Annotated in this window: 13 protein-coding genes and 3 pseudogenes; 4 read left to right on the top strand and 12 right to left on the bottom strand. The window is 35.4% G+C overall.

Annotation, left to right across the window (positions count from 1 at the left end):
* Positions 1–41: 41 nt before the first annotated feature.
* Positions 42–385, top strand: a pseudogene (locus tag SAGCYANO_RS04615) (IS1 family transposase); the annotation flags it as partial.
* Between the two features lie 241 nt (positions 386–626).
* On the opposite strand, the gene adhE reads toward SAGCYANO_RS04615, so the two are convergent.
* Positions 627–3,296, bottom strand: a complete 2,670-nt coding sequence (adhE, locus tag SAGCYANO_RS04605; protein WP_375339863.1) for a bifunctional acetaldehyde-CoA/alcohol dehydrogenase — start codon at positions 3,294–3,296, stop codon at positions 627–629.
* Between the two features lie 1,263 nt (positions 3,297–4,559).
* Here adhE and SAGCYANO_RS04600 point away from each other — a divergent pair.
* Positions 4,560–5,868 (top strand): annotated as a pseudogene (locus SAGCYANO_RS04600) (RNA-guided endonuclease InsQ/TnpB family protein); the annotation flags it as partial.
* Here SAGCYANO_RS04600 and SAGCYANO_RS44070 read toward each other — a convergent pair.
* From SAGCYANO_RS44070 to SAGCYANO_RS04580, 4 genes are all read right to left on the bottom strand, one after another.
* Positions 5,770–7,089 (bottom strand): PPC domain-containing protein, encoded by a 1,320-nt coding sequence (locus tag SAGCYANO_RS44070; protein WP_237395792.1) that lies wholly within the window; start codon positions 7,087–7,089, stop codon positions 5,770–5,772. The pseudogene SAGCYANO_RS04600 and the gene SAGCYANO_RS44070 overlap by 99 nt on opposite strands.
* Positions 7,090–7,803: 714 nt before the next feature.
* A complete protein-coding gene (locus SAGCYANO_RS04590) occupies positions 7,804–8,658 on the bottom strand; it encodes a mechanosensitive ion channel family protein (protein ID WP_202218996.1) in 855 nt (284 codons plus the stop codon).
* A gap of 588 nt (positions 8,659–9,246) precedes the next feature.
* On the bottom strand, positions 9,247–9,732 hold the full coding sequence (locus SAGCYANO_RS04585) for a hypothetical protein (protein ID WP_237395790.1): 486 nt from the start codon (positions 9,730–9,732) through the stop codon (positions 9,247–9,249).
* Positions 9,733–9,746: 14 nt separating this feature from the next.
* Complete coding sequence (locus SAGCYANO_RS04580) at positions 9,747–10,385, bottom strand: hypothetical protein (RefSeq protein ID WP_237395788.1); 639 nt, start codon at positions 10,383–10,385, stop codon at positions 9,747–9,749.
* Between the two features lie 890 nt (positions 10,386–11,275).
* Here SAGCYANO_RS04580 and SAGCYANO_RS04575 point away from each other — a divergent pair.
* Complete coding sequence (locus SAGCYANO_RS04575; protein WP_202218993.1) at positions 11,276–12,178, top strand: bestrophin family protein; 903 nt, start codon at positions 11,276–11,278, stop codon at positions 12,176–12,178.
* Between the two features lie 1,032 nt (positions 12,179–13,210).
* On the opposite strand, the gene SAGCYANO_RS47320 is transcribed toward SAGCYANO_RS04575, so the two are convergent.
* On the bottom strand, positions 13,211–13,333 hold the full coding sequence (locus SAGCYANO_RS47320; protein WP_255502464.1) for a hypothetical protein: 123 nt from the start codon (positions 13,331–13,333) through the stop codon (positions 13,211–13,213).
* 39 nt (positions 13,334–13,372) lie between these two features.
* Here SAGCYANO_RS47320 and malQ point away from each other — a divergent pair, with 39 nt between their 5' ends.
* Positions 13,373–14,890: a 4-alpha-glucanotransferase gene (gene malQ / locus SAGCYANO_RS04570; protein WP_202218992.1), complete on the top strand. Its 1,518-nt coding sequence runs from the start codon at positions 13,373–13,375 to the stop codon at positions 14,888–14,890.
* 11 nt (positions 14,891–14,901) lie between these two features.
* Here the strand turns inward: malQ and SAGCYANO_RS44065 are convergent.
* The 6 genes and pseudogenes from SAGCYANO_RS44065 to SAGCYANO_RS04535 form a co-directional block, all read right to left on the bottom strand.
* A pseudogene (locus SAGCYANO_RS44065) lies at positions 14,902–15,304 on the bottom strand (RNA-guided endonuclease TnpB family protein); the annotation flags it as partial.
* 63 nt (positions 15,305–15,367) lie between these two features.
* The gene (locus SAGCYANO_RS04555) at positions 15,368–15,796 is read right to left on the bottom strand and encodes a transposase (protein ID WP_202218989.1); all 429 of its coding nucleotides are present in this window, start codon (positions 15,794–15,796) and stop codon (positions 15,368–15,370) included.
* A gap of 550 nt (positions 15,797–16,346) precedes the next feature.
* Positions 16,347–16,676: a hypothetical protein gene (locus SAGCYANO_RS04550; RefSeq protein ID WP_202218988.1), complete on the bottom strand. Its 330-nt coding sequence runs from the start codon at positions 16,674–16,676 to the stop codon at positions 16,347–16,349.
* Between the two features lie 234 nt (positions 16,677–16,910).
* Positions 16,911–17,165 (bottom strand): DUF4115 domain-containing protein, encoded by a 255-nt coding sequence (locus SAGCYANO_RS44060; RefSeq protein ID WP_255502465.1) that lies wholly within the window; start codon positions 17,163–17,165, stop codon positions 16,911–16,913.
* Between the two features lie 112 nt (positions 17,166–17,277).
* On the bottom strand, positions 17,278–17,808 hold the full coding sequence (locus tag SAGCYANO_RS04540) for a helix-turn-helix transcriptional regulator (RefSeq protein WP_202218987.1): 531 nt from the start codon (positions 17,806–17,808) through the stop codon (positions 17,278–17,280).
* A gap of 289 nt (positions 17,809–18,097) precedes the next feature.
* Complete coding sequence (locus SAGCYANO_RS04535; RefSeq protein WP_202218986.1) at positions 18,098–18,865, bottom strand: pseudouridine synthase; 768 nt, start codon at positions 18,863–18,865, stop codon at positions 18,098–18,100.
* Positions 18,866–18,874 lie beyond the last annotated feature (9 nt).

Below are 18,874 nucleotides of genomic sequence, written 5' to 3'. Positions count from 1 at the left end.
ACTATTTGTAACAAACACTTATCACGCTTGGTATAACAATTGATATAGGAACTAAAGAAATTGTGGGTTTCTTTTTAGGAGAAAGAGGAGAAAAAAGTGCTAACCGATTGTGGAATTCATTGCCTGGTATCTATCGGCAATGTGCAGTTTGTTATACAGATTTTTGGTCAACTTATGATATGATTTTTCCTGATTGTAGGCATAAATCAGTATTGTTAGGAAACTGGTTTAACTGCTCATATAGAAAGATTAAATAATACTTTACGTCAAAGAATTTCTCGTTTAGTCAGGAAAACTTTATCTTTCTCTAAAAAATTAGAAAATCATTTGGGAGCTACGCGCGTATTTCATTCATCATTATAATCAAGCGATCGCTTCACCATAATTTTATCACTACATATACAGGACTACCAAAAATTCTTCAATCGTCATAACTATGCTCATCTTTGTAATTCTTTCTCCTCCTGACTCCTGACTCCTGACTTCCCCTCCCCTCCCAGGAGGAGGGGCGAGGGGTGGGTTGACTTCTCCTAACTTAACCATTCTATGGCTGTTTAACCGGATTTGATATAACTCCTGATCGATGGGTGCGTTACGCTATCGCGCTTCAGCACCCTACTTACTTCTTATTTTACTGCTATTTTCTCATCACTCCTGACTCCTGACTCCTGACTTCCATTACCATTACCATTCAACTCTCCAGAAGTAACCAAGTCACCATGATAAGCATTAGTCAACAACTGCTTAATATCACTAATCAAAGGATAACGAGGATTTGAACCCGTACATTGATCGTCAAAAGCTTGGTCTGCCAGATCGTCCAACCTAGCAAAAAATTCAGCTTCACTCACAGAGACCACATCCTTAATAGCCTTGGGAATACCCACCTGACTCTTCAGCTCTTCAATAGCAGCAATTAACAAATCTACTTTTTCATCCTCAGTTTCCCCACCTAATGACAGATAATCAGCAATTCGAGAATAACGCCACTTAGCATTAGGATATTTATATTGAGAGAAAGTTGCTTGCTTAAATGGTGCATCAGTAGCGTTGTAACGAATAATGTGAGAAATCATTAAAGCATTTGCCAAACCGTGGGGGATGTGGAAAATAGCTCCCAACTGGTGAGCAATAGAATGACAAACGCCCAAGAAACCATTAGCAAAAGCCATACCTGCCATGGTTGCAGCATAGTGCATCTTTTCCCTTGCTTTGGGGTCATTAGCACCATTGTTATAAGCAGAAGGCAGATACTTAAAAATTAATCGGATAGCTTCCAATGACAAACCATTAGTATATTCAGAAGCTAAAACAGAAACGTAAGCTTCCACCGCATGAGTCAAAGCATCAACCCCACCAAAAGCAGTCAAACTTTTCGGCATATTTAACACCAACTCTGGATCGACAATAGCCATAGTCGGAGTCAAAGCATAATCTGCCAGAGGATACTTAATATTATTTCGGCGGTCAGTCACCACAGCAAAAGGCGTAACTTCCGAACCCGTACCCGAAGTAGTAGGAACTGCCACCAAAATAGCTTTCTCACCAAGAGGAGGCAAATCGTAAACCCGTTTACGGATATCCATAAACCGCATTGCCAAACCTTCAAACTCTATTTCTGGATGCTCATACATCAACCACATAATTTTGGCAGCATCCATCGGCGAACCACCACCAATGGCAATAATCACATCAGGATTAAATTTCCGCATCATTTCCAAACCCCGGTTAACAGTATCCAGGGAAGGGTCAGGTTCTACATCATAAAAGATGTCATATTTAACTTCAACTTCATCCAGCACATTTTCTAAACCGCGAGTCATGCCGAGTTCATATATGGGTTTGTCAGTGACAATAAATGCCCGTTGTTTACCTGCCAACTCTCGCATAGCAGTAGGTAAAGCGCCATATTTAAAGTAAATTTTTGGTGGAACGCGAAACCACAACATATTTTCTCGACGTTCTGCCACTGTTTTAATATTCAGCAGATGATGAGGTTCAACATTTTCGCTAACCGAGTTACCACCCCATGTTCCACAACCAAGAGTCAGGGAAGGGTCAAGACGGAAATTATAGATATCGCCGATCGCTCCTTGGGAAGAAGGAGTATTAATTAGAACCCTGGCTGTTTCGACTGTATCTTCAAATCGTTTAATATGGTCGGCATTGGCAGGAGAAGTATATAGAGCTGCTGTATGTCCACGTCCACCAAATTCTACTAAACTTTCGGATTTGTCTACAGCTTCTTCAAAGGTACTTGCCCGATACATTGCCAAGATAGGGGAAAGTTTTTCGTGAGCAAATGGTTCTTCTTGATTAATATCTTCTACTTCACCAATAATTACTCTGGTATTTTCTGGAATGGAGAAACCGGACATCTCAGCAATTTTTTGTACTGGCTGACCGACAATTTCTGCGTTTAACCGTCCATTGACAATAATTTTGCTCCTCAGTTTATCTTTTTCTTCTGGTGTTAAGAAGTGAGCGCCTCTAGCAATAAATTCTTCTCTGACTTTATCGTAAATACTATCTACAACTACTACTGATTGTTCGCTGGCACAAATCATGCCATTATCAAAGGTTTTACTAAGAATAATTGAAGAGACTGCCATTTTGATATGAGCAGTTTCATCAATCAAAGCTGGGGTATTACCTGCACCAACTCCCAAGGATGGATGACCGGAGGAGTAAGCCGCTTTGACCATTCCTGGTCCACCAGTAGCTAGAATCAGCTTAATATCTGGATGCTGCATCAGTTGTTGGGATAGGGGAACTGTTGGTTCGTCTATCCATCCAATTATCTGTTCTGGTGCCCCTGCTGCAACTGCTGCTTCGAGGACTACTCTAGCTGCTTCACAGGTGCATTTTTTGGCTCTGGGGTGAGGAGAAAATATAATTGCGTTACGAGTTTTGAGGCTAATTAGGGATTTAAAGATTGCTGTTGAGGTAGGATTAGTTGTGGGAACTATTCCTGCAAGAATTCCTACTGGTTCGGCGATTTTTTGAAAGCCAAAAGATTTGTCTTCTTCGATAACTCCGCAGGTTTTTTCGTTTTTGTATTTGTTATAGATAATTTCTGAAGCAAAGTGATTTTTGATTACTTTGTCTTCTACTACTCCCATGCCTGTTTCTGTGGCTGCCATTTTTGCTAGGGGAATTCTAGCTGCGTTGGCTGCTAGGGCAGCTTTTTTGAATATGTAGTCTACTTGTTCTTGAGTATAAGTGGCGTATTTTTCTTGAGCTTGTTTTACTTTTTTTATCAGCTCTTCAAGTTCTTGTTCGTTTGTTACTTTCATATTCAGGACTTACCCTAATTTTGGATTTTTCTGGGGCTAGTTTGATATCTGTTTATATTATAGTTCTGTTCTTTTTTTGTGGGGTTGACTTGAGTTATTTTCTCTATACTTTTTGTACTTTTTTATAATTGGTGACACATTTTTCTGTTTAAGATTTAGTTAAGTTTAAATTAGTCTTAAATTTCAGGCAACTATGATAGTTTTATGTACTTGAAAAAATATCTAGATCCATAAAACCAACAAAATTTTATAAAAATATTACCGAAAAATTGTGGTTTAAAGCCTCCCCTTTTCAGTGGATAATAAATAAAAATTGTCCTTTGAATCAATCCTCTTCTTTTCAAGGAGAGGTAATTCTAAATTCTAAATTCTAAATTCTGAATTCTTGAAAGATTTTCAGTTAAGAGAGTCTGAGAAAATGTGTATAAATAAAATTTGTACAAAATACAATTTATGTTTTAAATTTTAAATATAAGTCATCAAATTCGGTATAAATTTTGCTTTGTATTTCGACGAACTTGCGTTTTTTCAGGGATTTGGTATACTAAAAAACAATGATATGCTGCCAATGTTATAACTACTTTTAAAAATACTTAAGAAAGAATAGGCTGAAACCTAAGTATTTTCGTTCCTGAGACAGCTAAAAAGTAGTAATTGAGTGCTGTGCCATCGCCTTAATATATAACTATTTTTTCAAACCGATAATCGGTCTATTTGACGTAATAGAGATTTTGTGGTATTAAAACTACCTGCAAGTAAGCGCGATCGTTAAGCTATAGTTCATAAAAATATAGTCAAATATGACATATCCTTACTTCGCAGGTGTTAGCTCTTCAGGAATTTTTGGTAAATCTGTTTGAATTGCGTAGCACTAAAAACTTTTCACTATTTTTTTCAACAGGTGGGAGAGAAATATTTATCCGCCTATTTAAACAACTTAAGTTTTACTACTAATTAATATTATGAACTGAATAAACAGTATCGCTATAAAGAACTTCGTTATCTAGTATCGGGACCAAAAATTGGTTCCACACTTACACTGCCATCTTCATAATATAAAGCTAAACCTTTATTAGTAGATTTATCCAAAAGTGTCTCGCCGTCTTCATCAATTAACTTGACATTGGCATTTCCCCTCAGTTTATCTCAACGTTGGTTGAAGACCCGCGCTCTCCCGACGCTCCCCTTCGGGATGAAAACCAATCAATGTTGTGGTTTCACACATAATATGCTAAAATGTAAATATTAACAAATAAACAGTAGATGGTCGAAAAAGCGTACAAATTTAGGTTCTACCCAACTCCAGAACAGGAGAATCTGTTGCTGAGAACATTGGGGTGTGTTCGACTGATCTACAACAAAGCTTTGGCAGCAAGAACTCAAGCTTGGTATAAAAACAAAGAGCGAGTAGGATATAAGCAAACTTCTGCTATGCTGACTCACTGGAAAAAACAAGATGACTTAGATTTCCTCACAGAAGTCAGTAGCGTCCCATTACAACAAGGCTTGAGACATCTACAAACAGCTTTTCCTGCGGAATGCTGCGCAAACACTAACTTTTTTAGTGGACGTACTAAGTATCCTAACTTTAAGAAAAAGCGCAATGGTGGTAGTGCTGAGTTCACAAAGTCCGCATTTAAGTGGAAAGAAGGTCAAGTATATTTAGCTAAATGTGCTGAACCATTACCCATTAGATGGAGTAGACAACTGCCGCCAGATTGTTTGCCAACAACAATAACAGTGAAACTGGATTCCTGTGGTAGATGGTCTGTGTCTTTGAGAGTCAATGATACCAGAGATTTAAAACTTAAACCAGTCAAAAAACAAATAGGTATTGACGCGCGGAATTGCCAGTTTAGTTACTACCAGTGATGGAGAAAAAATTGCTAACCCTAAGAATATAAACAAATTACACAAAAAATTAAGGTTAGCCCAAAAATCACTTTCTCGTAAAACCAAAGGCTCTAATAACTATCACAAAGCCAGGATAAAAGTAGCGAGGATACACGCAAAAATTAAAGATTCAAGGTTTGACTATACCCATAAGCGCGCCCACTCAACTGATTAGAGAAAATCAAACTATTGTAGTTGAAGATTTAGCGGTAAAAAACATGGTCAAGAATCACAACCCACCCCCATCCCCTCCCGGGAGGGGAGCAAGAGGGGTGGGTAGTGATGCCAACTGGGGAGAATTAGTCAGGCAATTAGAGTATAAGGCTGATTGGTATGGCCGAGAATTAATCAAGATTGATAGATATTTTCCTAGTTCTAAACGTTGCTCTAGTTGTGGGCACATATTAGAAAAATTACCTCTAAATATTAGAGAGTGGGATTGTCCAGAGTGTGCAGCTCACCATGACCGTGATATTAACGCTGCAATAAATATTTTGCGGATGGGAACCCGCGTCGGCGTCAGACGCAAGGGAACGCCCACCAAGAAGGCTGCGGGACTCGCAGTGTCAGCGCCAGTCGCTCATGGGGGAAACCCCCAAGACCGCGCTGGCTTGTCTGTGGAGCGACTGTAAGACCCGATGGGAGTAAATCTCGGAAGGCGGGTGCTAAGAAACAGAAAGTCCCTAACAGTGATGCTAGGGAATCCCGCGCTGTCTCGTGAGAGCAGCGTCGGGAGGATGTCAATCAGAGTAATATTAACCTCACGTTGTTGATTCAGATCGAAAGTATAGAGGTCTACTTTGTCTCTTCCAGCACCTTCTTTGAAACCGATTTTATCTCTTGCTGTCAGTTTTTTGTTAGATAACTTTCCTAAATCATTAGCTCCATCAATAGTATTATCATCAGGAATTGATTCTAGATTTAGGCGATAAGGAGTTTGGGCTTGACCAACATTAGAAACTCGCAAATAATAAGTTCCTGCATCTAAATATTCAGTAATATTTTCAGCTTTTTTGCCTTTTCTAGTAGACTTTTCTAATACAGTTTTGCTATCTTCATCAAATAAGTGCAGATTGGCATTTTTCTGAAGTTGATCGAGGGTAATACTGACTTCAGTATCTTCAGGTAAGGTAAAGCTATAATAATCATATTTGTCCCGTTTGCTACCTTCTTTGAAACCTATTTTTTCCTTTGCTGTCAGTTTTTTGTCCGATAATTTTCCTAAATTATTAGCTCCATCAATAGTATTATCATCAGGAATTGATTCTAGATTTAGGCGATAAGGAGTTTGAGCTTGACCAACATTAGAAACTCGCAAATAATAAGTTCCTGCATCTAAATATTCGGTAATATTTTCAGTTTTTTTGCCTTTTCTAGTAGACTTTTCTAATACAGTTTTGCTATCTTCATCAAATAAGTGCAGATTGGCATTTTTCCTAAGTTTATCGAGGGTAATACTGACTTCAGTATCTTCAGGTAAGGTAAAGCTATAATAATCATATTTGTCCCGTTTGCCACCTTCTTTGAATCCAATTTTTTCCTTTGTTCTCAATTTTTCACTAGATATTTCACCCAGGTTTGTTGCATTTTTAATACTATTATCTGACTTGTTAATACTTCTTGCTTCTATACTTTCACCTGTAATTGAATCAGTTCCTTGATTATTGTTAACACTGGCAGAATTTCTGGATATATCATCTAATTCAGTGACCAATGAATCTTGAGATAAAAACAGATCATCGGCAGAGTTTATATCATCTTTTAAAGTTAAATAGTTCTCTAGTAGTACAGGTTCAGTACTATCCGAATAATGAATCTTATCTCCAGGGGTTGAGAATAAATCATTATTTGTGTGTATGGCATCAAGTTCTACGGTGCTCAATAATGAGTTAATTTCCATTATATATGCCTCCTGAAATTGAAAAATATTTTCGTGTTAATGGATGCTAAGGAAATATATTTAATTCTATAGAAAGTGACGAAATTTAACCTATATATTTTACATTTATATAATCTTCTCATAATTAATGAGAGGTTATAAGTAGAATGTAGACTGTCCTAAATCTTGTGCGTTATTTATCAAAATTGTAAAATATAGCAATATAATTTTAGTTGTGAGATATTAGAGATTTTTAGGGAACAGGGAAAAGGGAACAGGGAAGAAGAAAAAAAACGAATACATAAGAATAAGATAACTGTTATATTCTATACTTTAAAGGAACGCCTCAATTCTCACATTTGATTTCTGATTGCTATATGTCAAAAGTAATCAGGGTTTGCTGAAAAAGTCTTATGGATGAGGGTAGGAGTCACGAGTCAGGAGTCAGGAGTTAGGGGAATTATAGAGGATTTAGGAGGAAGAATAGTCCCTTGATTTTTCTGTGCAACTCTTGCCTAAAATGCTAATTTTTTGAACCTAAGTGACCTAAAAGGTTGGACTTTTTTAAACTAAAAAATGCTAAAACCTTTATCTGTAAATACTTTTAAATTTAATCAGCAAGTCCTAATTAATAAAAGAAAAAATTTTCCCTACCGCGTCAACCTTCTTCTTTTCAAGGAGAGGTAATTGTTAATTATTAATTATTAATTATTAATTGTTGAACTCCCTACTTCCCTACTCTTGACTGAAATTACTTTTAGGATAATTAAAATTATCTTTAGCAAAAGCTTGTTTAACTCGCCTCACTAAATCAGTTTTATAAAAATATTCATCTCTAGCATCTATAGGATAAGACTTTAACTGATATTGAGTTCCCCAAGGTTTTTCTTCAACTAATACACTAACTGGAAGTTTTAATTGAGTGTACTTACTGGTATAAGCAGCCAGATGTAAAATTTTAATCACCAGTTCAGAATCAACTCCATGAGCCAAATAAAAATCAGTTGTAACTTGAGCTTCTAAAGCGCCATTATTAGCATTAGATATTGGCTCATTCCAAATTTTGTTATGGGGAATAAATATCAGATTATCTTCAACAGTTAGTAAACGTATTCCCCGCAAATCATAAGTAATAATTTCGCCATAATTTTCTCCAATTTGAACTCTATCTCCTACTCGATAAGGAGTTTCAAATAGAGCTACTACCCCAGCAATTAGAGAACTAACATAATCTTTAAAAGCAAAACCTAAAGCTACAGCAATTGTTCCGGTTATAGCTAATAAATTTTCAGTCGAAAGTTGCAAGAAAAGACTCAATATATATATTGTGGAAGTCAATAAAATTAAGGCTTGTAAAAAAGGCTCTGATTGTTTAGCTGCTGCTCGAAATCTTAAAGGAACTCTTTCTGATAACCACTTACTCAAAAATTTAACGCTAATAAGAAATCCATAAGCAAGAGCTAAAGCAATTACTGTTTGTAGAATAGTTTGAAGATTTATATCTTTGATACCTATTCCATTTAATCCTGGCGCTACTGTAAGTAGATGAAAATGAAAAAAGAATGTTAACCCTAGATAGTTGAAAATCATTATACCTCTTGCAAAAAATTTAATTAAGTCAATTCAAAATATGAAATCAGCAATTTAATTTCCCCATTCCTTATGTAAGCATTTCCTCTGGAATGCTGCACAAACAGCCATCAGCACTTCCCTAAGGGATGCTACGCAAACAGCTATTGCTTTTAGTTTAGGATAAAAACTTTATTAATTGTCTTACTACAAAAGTTGCCTTCCTTGCTCTTAAAGTCAGTTGTTATACCATTTATTTATTTGTAACAATGCGCTTAATAATCATTACCAAAATCTGAATTTTACTAATAGCTGTTATCTTTTATTAAGCGCAACTTCATGGATAAATAGTATTAATTTAAACACTGCCCTATATGAGAGAGTCTTGTTGCGCTCTAGCTGACAGCTAATAGCTAAATGCTTACCGAATAATTAATAATTAAAACTATTAATTAAATAATTCAGCTTACTCGACCTCCCCTTTCAGGGGAAAAAAAAGAAATAATATTTCCTTACATTCAATCAATAACGGTTTTAACCAGAGGTAATTATTAATTATTAATTATTAATTATTAATTATTGCCTGACTTATGCAAGAAGTCTATTCTATTAAATCAGTAATAAAATTATATTTTTTAAATGCTTACGCAGCTTTGGATAAGATGTAGGATGAATACTCAAAAGATTATTCAAAAGTTGAATTACTCCCATGCGTAATAATTTTTGAATTTGGAATTGAATTCTACTTTCAGATTCTCCCAAACTCAAGGCAAGGTGAGATAAATTAATTTCTTTGTGCAAAAGCAGAGAAAATAAAAGATAGCGATCGTTTCCACTTAACTCTGGTAAATCTAATGATTTAACTTGATTGTACTCTACTAAAATATTTTCTTTTTCTGTTTCTTGAGAATCAAGATTTTCCATATTTGCCATACTCAAAGATTTTAGCCATAATTGAGAAGCTGATGAACTTAAACCTTGAGCCATATAAGATAAATACTCAAAATGTTCTTGCATTTTAGCAAACTGTTTTTCTTCATCTAAGTCATTTTTTTTGAACTCCATTTTAGTAACTACAGGAGTTAGCCATTCCATAACTTCTTCTCCTGTCATAGTCGGCAATAATAGAGTTTTTTAAAGTAAGAATCAATATTATAAATATAGTCAAGATACTGCCATGTTGAAGAATTACAACCAATTAACCAAAATCGAGAATGATCTTGAAAAATTCTATTTCTTAAAAACTCAATTCCATCCAAACCATGTATGTGCCGTAGAAAGCAAAATTCCAAGCAAGGAATAACTACTAATTCCTGAAATTTGCCAGAATGACAATCGACATCTAACTTTGCAGACAAACCTAAATCATTTTGTAATTTGGAGACAATCTTCAGAAAATCTTTAGGTCTATTTGACCAGGATAATAATTTTATATTTCTGATATTTTCATCACTCCAATTAACTAAAGCTGTCTGAATAATTTGAGATAAAGGTTCTATAGAACTACTCAAAATTACCAGTTCATTATCTTCTGGATTATCTTGCCATTGGCATAATGCTTCTTCTAAAGTAGATTGCAAAATTTTGACATATTTAGGATGACAAGGTAAAGCCTGAATTTGTTGATTTAAACTAGAAATAACATTTTTTGGAAGTTCATCAAATTCATTATCAGTTTCCTGGAATGGAACTTTTATAAACAGAGATTTTAATCGATCAAAGATTTGCATGATTTTATTAGTATTCACATCGGAGTTTTTATAGCAGGGAACAGAGAACCCTGAACAGGGAACAGTAGAAAAAAATTTCCCTGTCTAAAGATAATTATCAGTCTATGTCAACGCCCTATCTGTCGTAAGCATTCAGCGGTCAGCTATCAGCTATTAATTAACAGGACTTACGAAAATATTAGCTCATACACCATATGTAGGGGCGATTCGCGTTTGCGGACCATTCCGCAGGAAATCGCCCCTACTAGATATGGCGGTTCTGCGTAAGTTCTGATTAATCAAAACAGGTAGAATCACCTTTTTGCTAAAAATAGCCCAGTTAATGTCAATTATTCTTACTTTTTACTTCTCCCCTACTCCCCTACTCCCCTACTCCCCTCCTGGGAGGGGTTAGGGTGGGTCCCCTGCTCAACAAAATGTAGAAAAGTTTTTGAGAAATGGTATGATATTTGGACCTGGGTTGACTGTAGATAGAGATAGACAAGTTAATAAATTTCGTAATTCTGTGCCACTTCACATAAAATTGGTATAATACCCAACACCTACGACCGCGCCGCCTAATTCTGTGCAGCCTCACATAAAATTGGTATAAGAAGAAGTAGAAGCAACTCAAACTGAGTAAGAAATACCAGAGTTTCAGCTTTCATCCCAACCGAATTAATCTGTAGTTGTTTTGACAAAAAGCTGACAAACTTCTACTTTTTTACCCAACTATTGAACCTAGTAAATTTTTTTATGGTATGGCGCTACGCATTAAGGTGTTTGACATTTCTAAACCCTGTTAGCGGAGCATTTGAGCACCGAAAACCCTTTAACAGTTTACTATTTCCTATTCCCGATTCCCTATTCCCGATTCAAGTAGCGCTATAATTTTAATTTATACACTACGAATGACTTGTTAAGTAAATATGCCTTTTCATAAGAAAAAATGGATAGAATTACTGTTGACATTAAAAGGCTCTGTAATACCTGGAGTTTGGCAACGAGTAGTAGTTGCAATGGCTTTTTCTGTAATAGTTACCATTATTTATCAGAGTGGACTTCTGTGGATTCATCAACCAATTTTAGCTAGTTTAATCCCCGGTGTTGTTTTGGGTTTGTTATTAGTTTTTAGAACAAATACATCTTATGATAAATTCTGGGAAGGGCGAAAACTGATTGGGGGAATAATAATTTCAGGTCGGTCTTTATCAAGACAAATGTGGGTAAATATTCCTGAAAAAACTCCAGAAGATACAGAGGATAAGAAGGCAGCAGTTTTACTTTTAGCTGGTTTTCTGATGGCAACAAAATTACATTTAAGAAATGAAAGTATCGATGAGCAACTTCAGTCAATTATTAGCAAAAATCAATATTTAGAATTGAAAGAGATTCATCATAGACCTCTGAGAATAGCTAAATGGATTGGAGATTATTTCCGAAAAATTTACGACCTTAATTATATAGACAGTATTCAATTATCTACTTATAATCAAATTTTAGATTTAATGGTAAAAGATGAAACTAGCTGCGAAAGAATTGTGAATACACCTATTCCTTTAGCTTATTCAATTCACTTAAAACATTTATTATTCTTGTATTGTTTTGCTCTACCTTTTCAATTAGTAGCTGAGTTATCTTGGATAACTATTCCTGCTACAGGAGTAATTAGCTTTGCTCTATTAGGAATTGAGGCAATAGGACTAGAGATAGAAAATCCTTTTGGTTACGATCCTAATGATTTACCTTTAGATAATATGTGTAATCGACTTTTGTGGGATATTGAGGAGTTAATTAGTTCTGATTCTCGAAAAGAATATTTAGTTGAATAAATATAGAGAAGACTTTCTCGTATTGAAAGCCGTCATTTCAGTATTTTTTGGTGAACAGAAAATTAGATGTTTGATAAAATGAGGAAAGTTGTAACTGGTAGTGTCAGATAATTAAGAGAATTTTTAGTCTAAAAAATTACATGGAAGCTTTTAAAACTAATATGGCAACCCTATAATTTCCTCAAATCATCAAATCATTAAAAATCAATCATTAAAAGTCACAGATGAAGTTTGTAGAAAATGATTATCTTATTAATTAAGAGAATTTTTAGCCTCAAAAATGACATGGAAACTTTTAAAACTAATATGGCAACCCTATACTTTCTTAAAATTATCAAATCACTAAAACATAACTTACGCAAAGGCACTAATCATAGTAGTTACGTCAGCAATAATGACAAAATTATACACTATATGTAGCAGTACTGCGTAAGTCCTTTCAATAATGGATAATTGATAATTGATAATTGATAATTACCTCTCCCTAAAAGGAAGAGGATTGAATAAAAGGAAAATATTTTCTCTCTTGGTCGATTGGATATGGCGCAGGTTTCGGAGCCATCCCACCCTACGGGAAACTGCGCTACAACCGCTTGTTTCTCCACGGCGAGTGAGAGGCTTTAAACCTTAATTATTCGGTAAAAGTCACAGATAAAGTTTGTAGAAAATGATTATCTTGGTAATAGAAATTGAATCCCAATAAACATCAAAATTTTAGGAAAGTAACTAAAAACAGTTAGCTATTAAGATGTGGAAATAATTTTTCTGACATCAAGTATAAAAACTGTACTTAGTACTAAAATTTATGGCTCTCCCATAAAAAGTTAAGATTTTAATTAGATTTTGAGATGGATATAATACTCAACAAAACTTTATAGCAGTCGAAAGAAAGATTAGGACAAATCAAAAGCTTAAAACTCAGACAAATTCAACAATTAATAATTAACAATTACCTATCCTTGAAAAGAAAAGGATTGACGCGGTAGGGAAAATTTTTTTCTTGCTTATCCTTTAAAATAGAGGCTTTAAACCTTAATTATTCTGTAAGATTTTTCCTTTTTCCTTCTTCCTTCTTCCTTCTTCCTTTTTTCTTCTGCTATGACTGTCAAAAAATCCTCCCTTCAACGTAGAATAAACTGTAAGCTGGTATTTCATGCCAGCAATTTTTTTGATTAATATGTTCTAGGTTTAGCGATGCCACTTTCAAGAGCTAGCGGTATTCTACTGCACCCTACTTCCCTCCCAAGTCCCTTTGGAATTGGTGACTTAGGTAACGAAGCATACAATTTTGTCAACTTTTTAAGAGACAGTGGACAGCAAATTTGGCAAATTCTACCATTAGGACCCACAGGTTTTGGTAATTCTCCCTATCTAGCTTATTCAGCAATGGCAGGAAACCCTCTGTTAATTAGCCCAGAGAAATTACTAGACCAGGAATTACTCAGTGAGGAAGACTTATCTAATTTGCCAGAATTTCCAAATGACCGAGTAGATTTTGATTTAGTCACAGAATTCAAGCGCTCTTTACTACAAAAAGCCTACGATAATTTTAAAACAAAAGAATCTGAGGAAAAACAAGCATTCTATGATTTGTGTGCCAGTAAAGCTTTTTGGTTAGATGATTATGCTTTTTATATGGCCCTAAAAGAAGCCCACCAAGGAGCTAGTTGGCATACCTGGGATCAAGAAATTGCCCGTCGTCAACCAGCAGCATTAAAAGAATGGCAGCAACGTTTGGCCGATGAAATTCAGTACCATAAATTCGTTCAATTTGAGTTTTTCCAACAATGGGATGAGCTGAAAAATTATGCCAATGAGCAAGGAATAAAAATCTTTGGCGACATTCCTATATATGTTGCCCATGATAGTGCTGATGTTTGGGCACATCCAGAAATATTCTGTCTAGATGCAGAAACAGGTGAAGCATCTTTGATGGCAGGTGTCCCCCCAGATTATTTTAGTGAGACTGGTCAACTATGGGGCAATCCAGTTTATCAATGGGATAGATTAGAACAGGAAGATTTTCTGTGGTGGGTGCAACGTATTCAATCAATGCTTAATAAAGTGGATTTGATTAGAATTGACCACTTTCGTGGTTTGCAAGCTTATTGGGCAGTGCCACAAGGTGAAACTACGGCCATAAATGGTGAATGGGTCGAGGCACCAGGTGAGGCTTTTTTTGAAACTATTAATGAAAAGTTAGGCTCTCTGCCAATTATTGCTGAGGATTTAGGGTTAATTACTCCTGATGTCGAAGAATTGCGCGATAAGTTTGAACTTCCTGGTATGAAGATTCTGCATTTTGCTTTTGACTCAGGCCATGAAAATCCCTATTTACCCTACAACTATGTTTCTCCTAATTGGGTTGTTTATACTGGCACTCACGATAATAACACTACTGTGGGCTGGTTTAATAATCGTTCTCCTGAAGAACAGGAACGAGTTACTCGTTTTCTTGGCTGTACTTGTGGTAATGGAATTCATTGGGATTTAATTCGTTTGGCCATGTCTTCGGTGGCTTCTATGGCAATTTTTCCCCTACAAGATATTTTCGGATTCGGAGAAGAAACTATGATGAATCAACCTGGAGTTGCGGAAGGAAATTGGAGCTGGCGCTACCAACCAGAAATATTAACTCCAGAGGTAAGCGATCGCCTTAGAGAAGTCACACAAATTTATGGTCGTGAGCCACAAAATGAGGATTCATATTGACGCTCTCCGCGCTAAAGCGACGGAGATTCTTGCACAGAGTTAGTCCAAAGCCTAACTCTGATGGGCATCGTCAAGATGCCTCTATTAACTCTGCTCAAATCTAATTTAAGCATTGCCAATACTATTCTGAGAATATTTGCACTACCGTTACAATCGGCATTAACTAACCAATTATCGGCACTACGATACAAACCACGCTTAATCCTTTTTCCGCTTATGCTGCCACCCGTCGGGTTTTTCACCATATTTAGGTAGCTCATCATCATCTAAAAAGCTTGATTGACTTGTATAGAATTCTTCTGTTTCTATGAATTTAATGCCGTAGCGAGAGCATAATTGAGCAATTCTCTCTTTGAGTTTAGCTGTAGGAATTTGCACAAACTTTTGATTGTTCTTAGCCCCCATATTTGACCAAAAAATAAGGTCAATAGCCTCCCCTTTCAAGGGGATAAAAAAAATAAAATTCAATACTTCAATTCACTTTACTTCAGGCAGAGGTACTGATAATTGATAACTGATAACTGATAACTGAAATGACTCGTTCTTCTGACCTTGATTCCAGCCAAAAACAATAGTGCCAATACCGTTCACAAGACTATGATTAATTACTATTCTTGCTGCTTTATTAACCGCGTCTCTTACCTGTCTATTACGTTTTTCGGTAACATGAGCTAAAGTTCTTGACCAAAATCCTTGAGGTTTTCCTTCTTTCATTCTAGCCACTTGTTTGTTATACCACTGGTTGACCAATTTCAGATGTTTTCCATCAATAATAAAGCTTGTTTCAGAATTAGAAACACAAGTTAACCAATTATTTAATCCGTGATCTATCCCTAATACCTTGGTTAAGTCAAGAACCAGATTTTCTGGGCATTCAAGCATTTGTTGATAAACACGCCTCAGCATAAAAATAGCCGTTTCTAGGTACTATTCTGATTTCTTTAATTAACTCCCATTTTAAATTAACAGGAAAAGAAAGGAAAAACTCAGTTAATCCAAACCATACTTTAACTCAATTTCCCAGTGGAAACCTTATTTTACCATCTATTAACTTTAACCATTTTTTAGGATAAGTAACTGTGAATAATCCTCCTGGTTTACCGAATAATTAAGGTTTAAAGCCTCTCCTTTAAAGGAGAAACAAGAAAAAAAATTCATTATTAGTCAATCAATTTCCTTTTCAAGGAGAGGTAATTAGGGCTTGCTGATTAAATATCAAAGCATTGACAGATAAAGGTTTTAGCACTTTTTTCGACCAAAAAGTGCGCCTGTTTTCAGCGCAAAGAGCTCAAAAAGATAGTATTTTGGGATGATTATGGCAGAAAAATCACTCTTACAATTTTTCCTACTACCTCCTCTATAATTCCCATTTCTCCTGTCTCCTGTCTCCTGTCTCCTACCCCTACTAAAAGACTTTTTCAGCAAGCCCTAATTATTAATTATTAATTATTAATTATTAATTGTTGAAGATACTTAGGTGCATTAGGCTTTTGATTGAGCTTTCCTTTAATATATTTTTTAACAGTTGCTTAAACGATTTAAAAGATTCACCAACATTTAAACAAGTTTGCTGCATTGACGAGGCGTATCCAGCTTGAAAGTGAGGATTAGATTTCATTTCTTTTGTTAAATCAAATCCAGTTACAATCTTACGAGTCTTAAACCATATTTGACGGGCATAATAAACACAAAAGTTGTATAAACTGTTTGATTCGTGACAGAGATATTCGATAATTGCACTTGTATTTTTGTCTGCTTTAATTAAAACTTGCTGACATCCAAACAATTTGATTTACTCCGCTCAATGGGATAAAATTTATGTTGGCTTATTGGTTTACAACTGTAAAGACATCGACCAAAAGATATGAGAAAAGATTCTTTGGTACTGATAACTGATAACTGATAACTGAAATGACCCAAATTATCATAGGCATTAAGACGGCGGAGAAATCCGCTCGCGTCACTTGGACACCCCCTGTTGAAACAACGGGCTTACCAAGCTCCCGTCTTTTTCTCGTATTTAATTTTTAGTATTGCTAGACTGGGAAATTTTAGTATCAGTAGGAGTAAAAACAACTTCTTTTACTTCACCTGTTTTTCCCAGTTGCATCATTTGTCCGTTATTAATAGGTATTAGTATTCCTCCAGCATTTCCTGCGAAGAAAACCAGTTGTTCTTGGGCTTCCCAAGTCTTCTGAGTTCCCTGCACTAAAGTCCCTTCAAATGCTATTTTTCCATCTATTTCTATTGATACCCAGGAGTCTTCTTTGACAATTACACTTACTACTAAAGATTGTTTTTTATTTTGTTTTTCTAACTTTGCTGCTGTAATTTTATCTGTAGATTTTTCCTCAGTTTTAATATTACCTGAAGATGCCTGAGCTAAATCACTTTGATTTTTTCTGTTCTATAATTATTAATTTCAGTTTTTTCCCTAGCATATAATAGCTACTCATTACACGGGGCAACAAACTAACTGACAATAAAACAATTGATACATATAAGAAGTAGAGATGATGTGGTCGTAGCTGAGGCATTGATAGATTGAGGAGAGATTTTTTGCTGGTTTCTTGAGTTTTTTCAGTCGGAAACGAGTTTGCTAATTGCTCTCCATTTAATCCCATAGCATCTGCATATCGCTTGATTAAACCTTGGATATAAACAGGCTCAGGTAGTTTTTCTAAATTACCTTCTTCTATAGCCTCTAGCAAATTAATTCTAATCATTGTTACTATTGCCACTCTTTCTAAACAAATAGAATTTTTCTCTCGAAATCTTTTTAATTTATATCCTATATCTATTAATGTTTGGTTTTGTTGCTCTTCAAAAGAAAGTTCTTTTTCTTGATGAAAACGTTTTTTTAATGATAATAAAAAGAAGCTGTTTTTAATATTTTTTATTCCTGTCAAATTTACCATTTATTTAATTTATATAAACTATTACTTTTGTCGTCATGAGAGTGATACTGATAGGATGATAATTAATTTATTGATATCAATAATATTCTTGATTTTATGTAATTAACTTAATAACTGATTTTCATTTGATAACTCCTAAATCTATTACTAATACCATTCTTTCCAAAGCTTTATACTAGATATATTGCGGTCGAATCAGCAAGATTTATCTAGAAAAAATTATAAAATTTTCTGTGGATGTTTTGCTTATTATACCCACTTAACTCAAAGCCTAAAAACTCTCTAAGTTTTAGCTTAATTGATAACTTTTATTGATTTGGTCGTGCAAAAAGTTAATTTCAAAATCTTTTAGAGGTCGGTAATGGCCACTAGGCAAAACAGACTCTCCAGGTATCTGCAACTGTATTTGGCCAATTGCAGTACGGTGTAGTTTCACAACAGGATGTCCTAATTTTTCTGCAACTCTACGAATTTGCCTATTTCTACCTTCAGAGATAACCACTTCTAAAAGAGTTTGAGAATTATTACTTTCCTCTAGAACTTTAACCCGAGCAGGTAAAGTTTTTTTACCAGATAAGATAATACCCTGACGCCACAATTTTAATGTCAATTCTTGGGGATGACCTTCTACCCATACTTGATAAGTTTTGAGAAGACAATGTTTGGGATGGGTCAAACAATATGTGACTCGACCATCATTTGTGAGGAGTAATGCTCCTGTAGAATCTGCATCTAAGCGTCCTACTGGATGAATTCCTTTCCCATTTCTCAGTTCTGAACTTAAAATATCTAGAACTTTACTACGTCTACTAGGTTCCGAACAAGTGGAAATGACCCCCATCGGTTTATTGAGCAATAAATATATAGATTTAGGACGGTTTTCTGGTCGGAGGGGCAAACCATCAACTTCAATACTGTCCAATTCCGGATTAGCTTTTTCACCTAACGGGATAACTGTACCATTCACTCTTACTCGTCCAGCTATAATCATTTGTTCGGCTTGACGTCGAGAGGCTATTCCCCACTGAGATAATATTTTTTGTACTCTTTCAGCCATACTTTTCAG

The organism is Okeania sp. KiyG1 (genome assembly GCF_014132355.1).
Taxonomy (GTDB): Bacteria; Cyanobacteriota; Cyanobacteriia; order Cyanobacteriales; family Microcoleaceae; genus Okeania.
Note: the sequence above shows the minus strand (reverse complement) of the source record. Positions and strands in the feature narration are given on the sequence as shown.